Consider the following 6,011-nt stretch of genomic DNA (forward strand, 5'->3'; position numbering starts at 1 on the left):
GTCCTCGCCGCCACGGCTCTAACTCCCAGACGGCTGATTTGATCCCGAAGACGTGAGAGATCCCGGTGCGCGCGCCTGTCACATTCGTAACGACCGCCGCCGAGCTTGTTGAAATGCAGGACGTTTTACCTTTCAGTGGCCTTCTTCAGATTGGCGAGGCCAGCCTCGAAATCCTTGCCGATCAGCGTATCGAAATTCATGAAGAGGCCCATAAGCTTGGCAATGAAGGGCCGGCTGCCACGCATCGCCCAGGTGACTGCGGTGATGTCGCCCGAGGGTTTCAGGGTGAAGTCGACGCTGTTGTTGGCCCGGAACGGCTTCTCGAAGTCGAGCTTCAGCGACACCAGCGAAAATGGCACGGAATTGACGATCTCCATGCGTCCCTTGCCGGCCTTTGCGTTGCCTTCCCAGGCGTAGGCGGCGCCCTTGCCGGCATCAGCGCCCGACAGCGTGCGCTTCATCAGCGGGTCGAGCTTTTCGTAGGGCGACCATTCCGGCCAGTGCTTGAAATTGTTGATCAGCGGAAAGATCGCTTCCGGCGCGGCCTTGATGCTGGCGGTGCGGACGGTGACGAAATCATTCGACCTCGTCGCCGCATAGATGAGCACGGCGGCGATGATGACGACCAGGATGATGAGAATGGTGCTGAGCATGTTTTTCTCCTCGCTTAACGGCTGAACGGGATCAGGGCGCGCACGCTTGGGTCGCGCAGATAGAGACCGCCCCACAGGATGATGCCGAGATAGACGCTAAACAGCGTGTGCGAAAACAACGGGCTGCCGACGCGCATGTTTGTGGCGATGGCACCGCCGAGATAGCCGGTGAGCAGGATGGCGCCGAGCACCGAGGTGCGGGGCAGCGCATAGAGCGCGGTCGAGATCAGCCCGATAATGCCGAGCGTGCGCGCGACATTGACATCGGCCGGCCAGCCGAGCGGCACCATCGTCTGGGTGACGACATCGAGCGGCGGCAGCTTGATGACGCCGTCGAAGATCATGAACAGGATGATGAGGCCGCTGAGCACGCGGCCGGTCCACAGGGCGCCCGACGAGACGGGCATGGTTTGAGAAATACTCACGGGTGTTCCCTCCTAAGCGGTTCGAGCCGTTTGCTGGCTTCGGACCAAGGACGAGCGATGGGGCGGCGATCCTACAGGGTGCGGATTCTTTTTGGGTAGCAGCAAGCAAAAGCCGCTGCGTGGCGATCCTTCACACCCCCCTCTGGCCTGCCGGCCATCTCCCCCGCAAGGGGGGAGATTACACGCTCGACCGCTTCGGCAATGTTCCATGAATGAGCGGAGCATCGAAACCGCCGATCTCCCTCCTTGCGGGGGAGATGCCCGGCAGGGCAGAGGGGGGCGCTGTCCCTCCACCTTGACGGACTATCGACATCCACCAGTCACGGCTATTGATAGGGCTGGGCGAGAGACGAGCGAATGGCCGGCGAGACTGATCTGAAAAAGCTGCTGGCGGCGATGACGCCGGAACTGCTGCCGGACGTCTACGTGTTCGCTACGCTCACACCTGGAATCAGCCGGCAGGCAGGCCTCGATCCCGTGATGGTCTTTCGCGAGCGCGAGGGTGTGACACTGATCGTGACCGAGGACGCGGCACGGGCGGCCGGGCTGACCGCTTCGTTCCGCTGCCGCATGATCACCCTGAACGTCCACTCCTCGCTGGAAGCCGTCGGCTTCCTCGCCGCCATCACCGCCCGGCTGGCCGCCGCCGGCATGGGCGTCAATCCGGTCTCTGCTTTCTATCATGACCATCTGTTCGTGCCCGCTGAGCGGGCCGAGGAAGCGATGGAGTTATTGCGCCAACTGGCCAAGGATAACGCCGGCTGAATATCAAGCTCGACGCACGTAGAGAATATCCGGCAGGCCTTCTTCGTTGGTGGTGCCCACGCCGAACGCCTCGGGGCGAAAGCCATGGCGCTCGTAGAAGCGACGCGCGCCGGTGTTGGCCTGGAAGCAATGCAGTTTAACGATCCGTAGCGCGGCGGTCGCTTGCACCAGCAGCCGGCTGCCGATGCCTTGCCCCATCCAGGCGGGGTCGAGATAGAGCTGTTCCACCCAATCGCCGCTCAGGGCAATGAAGCCGACAATGCCGGTGCCGGCCTCGGCGACCGTCACCTGCTGCCGGGACAGCACGATCTCGCGGGATGACCGGCATCCAGGAGAACGAGCCAAGTGCGGCCCGCATGACAATGGCGATGGTCGCGGCATCCAAAGCCGTGGCGGGGCGCAGCACGATTTTGGTGGGATCGTTCAAAGGCTTTTCTCAACAGAGGTCAGCGCTGCCCTCATCCCCCTGCCGGGACCTTCTCCCCGTGAACGGGGAGAAGGAAGGCTTCGGCCGAAGGCCGAGCCCGCGACTGCGGGCCGCCGGCTTTCCGGCGCCCCGCGGAGGGCCAGCCGCGGCAGCGGCGATACGGCCCGTGAGCGATAAACGGAATCGGCCGAAGGCCGAACCCCGTGAGCGAAAACAAACCAGCCGTCAGGCCGCCTTCTTCTTCGGCTGGATCAGGCCGCGCTCGACCAGAAGCTCGGCGATCTGCACCGCGTTGAGCGCCGCGCCCTTGCGCAGATTGTCGGAGACAATCCACATCGACAGGCCGTTGTCGATGGTCGAATCCTCGCGGATGCGCGAGATGAAGGTGGCGTCCTCGCCGGCCGATTCCAGCGGCGTGATATAGCCGCCATCCTCGCGCTTGTCCAAGACCTGGCAGCCCGGCGCCTCGCGCAGGATGTCGCGTGCCTCGTCGGCGGTGATCGGCTTTTCGAACTCGATGTTGACCGCTTCCGAATGGCCGATGAACACCGGCACGCGCACGCAGGTCGCCGTCAGCTTGATCTTGGGGTCGAGCATCTTCTTGGTCTCGGCGACCATCTTCCACTCTTCCTTGGTCGAGCCGTCGTCGAGGAAGACGTCGATATGCGGAATGACGTTGAAGGCGATGCGCTTGGTGAACTTCTTGACCTCGACGCCATCGGCGACGAACACCGCGCGGGTCTGTGTAAAGAGTTCGTCCATGCCTTCCTTGCCGGCGCCGGATACCGATTGATAGGTGGCGACGACGACGCGCTTGATGGTGGCGACATCGTGCAGCGGCTTCAGCGCCACGACCAGCTGCGCCGTCGAGCAGTTCGGATTGGCGATGATGTTCTTGCGGGTGAACAGCGAGATCGCATCCGGGTTCACTTCCGGCACGATCAGCGGCACGTCCTGGTCGTAGCGGAAGGCCGACGAGTTATCGATGACGACGCAGCCCTGCTTGCCGATCTTCGGCGACCACTCCTTCGAGACGTTGCCGCCGGCCGACATGATGCAGATGTCGGTGTCGGAAAAATCATACTGGTCGAGCGTCTTGACCTTCAGCGAACGGTCGCCGAACGACACTTCGGTGCCCTGGCTGCGCCGCGAGGCCAGCGCCACGACTTCGCTTACCGGAAAGCCGCGCTCTTCCAGTATGTTGAGCATTTCGCGACCCACATTGCCCGTGGCGCCGACTACCGCAACCTTGAAACTCATCAGAAATCTCCTGTCCCTCTCCGCTTGGTTTTTGGAGAAAACCCGCCGGCCAAGCGGGTTTCGTCCCCCGGGCCGGACCCGGGAGAGGGTGGTTAGGCCAAGGGAATCACACCGTTTTGGTGGTGGTTTTGGCCATAGTTTTGCTGGAACGGTAAGACGCGCCAACGCGCCCGGCCCCATGATTGTGGCCGGGGAAGTCGAATGCAAGAAGAGCCATCAGAAGGCCGCGCATCGAAAATGATCCCGTTCGATGCCGGCTTTTACGCGGTTTGCGTCAGGAGTCAATTGCGGCAAGGCACTCGCTTGCCCTGTACAATAGCGGCCGCAAGAAGTACGAACGCCCAAATAGTGTTTGGCTGGCGTGGCGCCAGCCCCGGCATGTGCTGCATGATGAGCCCATGCCCCGAATTCCGAAAGAGTGAGATGTCCAATTTCGAACGTATCGTTCCTGCGCTGGCAGAGGCGCTGGAAAAACGCGGCTATACCGAGCTGACGCCGGTGCAGAAGGCGGTGCTGGAACTCGGCGAGGCCGACGCTCTGGTATCGGCGCAGACCGGCTCCGGCAAGACTGTCGCCTTCGGCCTCGCTTTGGCGCCGACCCTTCTTGGAAGCGCCGAGCGTTTTGACCAGGCTGGCGCACCGCTGGCGCTGGCCGTGGCGCCGACGCGCGAGCTCGCTCTGCAGGTGATGCGCGAATTGCAATGGCTCTACGCGCCGACCGGCGCCACCGTCGCGTCCTGCGTCGGCGGCATGGACATGCGCTCCGAACGGCGCGTGCTGGAGCGCGGCGCCCACATCGTCGTCGGCACGCCCGGCCGCCTGCGCGACCACATCACCCGCAACTCCCTCGACATGTCGGCGCTGAAAGCCGTGGTGCTGGACGAGGCCGACGAGATGCTCGACCTCGGCTTTCGCGAGGACCTCGAATTCATCCTCGATGCCGCACCGGCTCAGCGCCGCACGCTGATGTTTTCGGCCACCGTGCCGCGCTCGATCGCCACGCTGGCGCAAGGCTATCAGCGCGACGCCGTACGCATCTCGGCCGGCGGCGAGGAAAAGCAGCATCTCGATATCGAATACCGGGCGCTGAATGTCGCCTATCCCGACCGCGAGAACGCCATCATCAACGTGCTGCGCTTTTACGAGGCGAAGAACGCGCTGGTGTTCTGCAACACCCGCGCCGCCGTCAATCATCTGACGGCACGCTTCAACAACCGCAATTTTTCCGTCGTCGCACTGTCGGGCGAGCTCAGCCAGAACGAACGCACCCACGCGCTGCAGGCGATGCGCGACGGACGCGCCAAAGTCTGCATCGCCACGGATGTCGCCGCGCGCGGCATCGACCTGCCCAATCTCGAACTGGTCATCCATGCCGATCTGCCGACCAATCCCGAAACGCTGCTGCATCGCAGCGGCCGTACCGGCCGCGCCGGCCGCAAGGGTGTCAGCGCGCTGATCGTGCCCAACGGCGCTCGCAAGCGCACCGAGCGCCTGCTGCAGAATGCAGGGCTGAAGGCGACATGGGCGAGCCCGCCCTCGGCCGACGACGTCATCAAGCGCGACGACGAGCGCATCCTTGCCGATCCAGCCTTCGACGAGCCGGTGGCCGAGGACGAGCGCGGCTTCATCGACGCGCTTCTGGCCAGGCATGGCGCCGAACAGATTGCGGCCGCCTTCGTGCGCCAATGCCGCGCCAGCCGCTCGGCGCCCGAGGAGCTTACGGATGTCGCACCGTTCACGCCTTCGCGTGACAAGCCGGCGGGCGAAAAATTCGAGCGCCGCGATGAAGCGCCAGGCCGGCGCGACGATTTCGGCGACAGTGTCTGGTTCTCGCTGTCGATCGGGCGCAAGCAGAATGCCGAGCCGCGCTGGCTGATCCCGATGCTGTGCCGCACCGGCAACATCTCCAAGCGCGAGATCGGCTCCATCAAGATGCAACAGGATGAGACCTACGTGCAGATCGCGGCCGACTGGGCCGATCGCTTCCTCGCCGCCATCGGCCCCGACAAGAAGCTGCAGGGCAACATCGTGGTGAAGCGCCTGGACGGCACGCCCGACCTGTCGCGGGCCGGCTACCAGGCGCCGAAGCCGGACAAGAAGCCGCATCGCGGCAAGCGCCCGTTCGAGGCGCCGCAAAGCGCACACAAGCCGAAATTCGAGAAGCGGGAACGGCCCGCCGGCGATGCAAAGCCTTGGGCCGGGAAACCGAAATTCGACAAGGCGGGACCGCCTAAGAACAAGAAGCCGAAGAAGCGGCCGGTTTGAGGCTCTTATCGGCCAATTACAAATGCAGGCGCTGCCCCTCATTGCCCTGCCGGCACCTTCTCCCCGTATAGTGACGGGGAGAAGGGAGATGGCCGCAACATCGGCGCTCTTGGCAACGCTGGCAATTGGCGAAATCAGTAGGCGACAGCTGTCCAGCCGATAGATGGGTAACACTTTGAACCGGATACATAGGTGACACTTCTCTCCCCCTATGCG

General features: G+C 63.6%; 6 protein-coding genes. 2 read left to right on the forward strand and 4 right to left on the reverse strand.

Annotated elements, in window-relative coordinates:
- Positions 1-125: 125 nt before the first annotated feature.
- Together X751_RS143445 and X751_RS143440 are read right to left on the reverse strand one after the other, a co-directional pair.
- Complete coding sequence (locus X751_RS143445; RefSeq protein ID WP_023732866.1) at positions 126-653, reverse strand: SRPBCC family protein; 528 nt, start codon at positions 651-653, stop codon at positions 126-128.
- Between the two features lie 14 nt (positions 654-667).
- Complete coding sequence (locus tag X751_RS143440; RefSeq protein WP_023687655.1) at positions 668-1,078, reverse strand: DoxX family protein; 411 nt, start codon at positions 1,076-1,078, stop codon at positions 668-670.
- A gap of 357 nt (positions 1,079-1,435) precedes the next feature.
- Between X751_RS143440 and X751_RS143435 the strand changes: the two genes are divergently transcribed.
- On the forward strand, positions 1,436-1,843 hold the full coding sequence (locus X751_RS143435) for an ACT domain-containing protein (RefSeq protein ID WP_023671700.1): 408 nt from the start codon (positions 1,436-1,438) through the stop codon (positions 1,841-1,843).
- A gap of 3 nt (positions 1,844-1,846) precedes the next feature.
- On the opposite strand, the gene X751_RS01000000164020 is transcribed toward X751_RS143435, so the two are convergent.
- Together X751_RS01000000164020 and X751_RS143430 are read right to left on the reverse strand one after the other, a co-directional pair.
- Positions 1,847-2,149 carry a GNAT family N-acetyltransferase gene (locus X751_RS01000000164020; RefSeq protein ID WP_245265804.1) on the reverse strand — a complete coding sequence of 101 codons (303 nt, stop codon included), beginning with the start codon at positions 2,147-2,149 and terminating at the stop codon, positions 1,847-1,849.
- A 346-nt stretch (positions 2,150-2,495) separates the two neighbouring features.
- Positions 2,496-3,530 carry an aspartate-semialdehyde dehydrogenase gene (locus tag X751_RS143430; protein ID WP_023671698.1) on the reverse strand — a complete coding sequence of 345 codons (1,035 nt, stop codon included), beginning with the start codon at positions 3,528-3,530 and terminating at the stop codon, positions 2,496-2,498.
- 423 nt (positions 3,531-3,953) lie between these two features.
- Between X751_RS143430 and X751_RS143425 the strand changes: the two genes are divergently transcribed.
- Positions 3,954-5,795 carry a DEAD/DEAH box helicase gene (locus X751_RS143425; protein WP_023745441.1) on the forward strand — a complete coding sequence of 614 codons (1,842 nt, stop codon included), beginning with the start codon at positions 3,954-3,956 and terminating at the stop codon, positions 5,793-5,795.
- Positions 5,796-6,011 lie beyond the last annotated feature (216 nt).

The sequence above is a fragment of the Mesorhizobium sp. LNJC394B00 genome, from assembly GCF_000502555.1.
Lineage (GTDB): Bacteria > Pseudomonadota > Alphaproteobacteria > Rhizobiales > Rhizobiaceae > Mesorhizobium.

Coding starts and splice junctions, on each gene's coding strand:
- X751_RS143445 (WP_023732866.1), bottom strand. CDS start 653: ATGCTCAGCACCATTCTCATCATCCTGGTCGTCATCATCGCCGCCGTG.
- X751_RS143435 (WP_023671700.1), top strand. CDS start 1,436: ATGGCCGGCGAGACTGATCTGAAAAAGCTGCTGGCGGCGATGACGCCG.
- X751_RS143430 (WP_023671698.1), bottom strand. CDS start 3,530: ATGAGTTTCAAGGTTGCGGTAGTCGGCGCCACGGGCAATGTGGGTCGC.
- X751_RS143425 (WP_023745441.1), top strand. CDS start 3,954: ATGTCCAATTTCGAACGTATCGTTCCTGCGCTGGCAGAGGCGCTGGAA.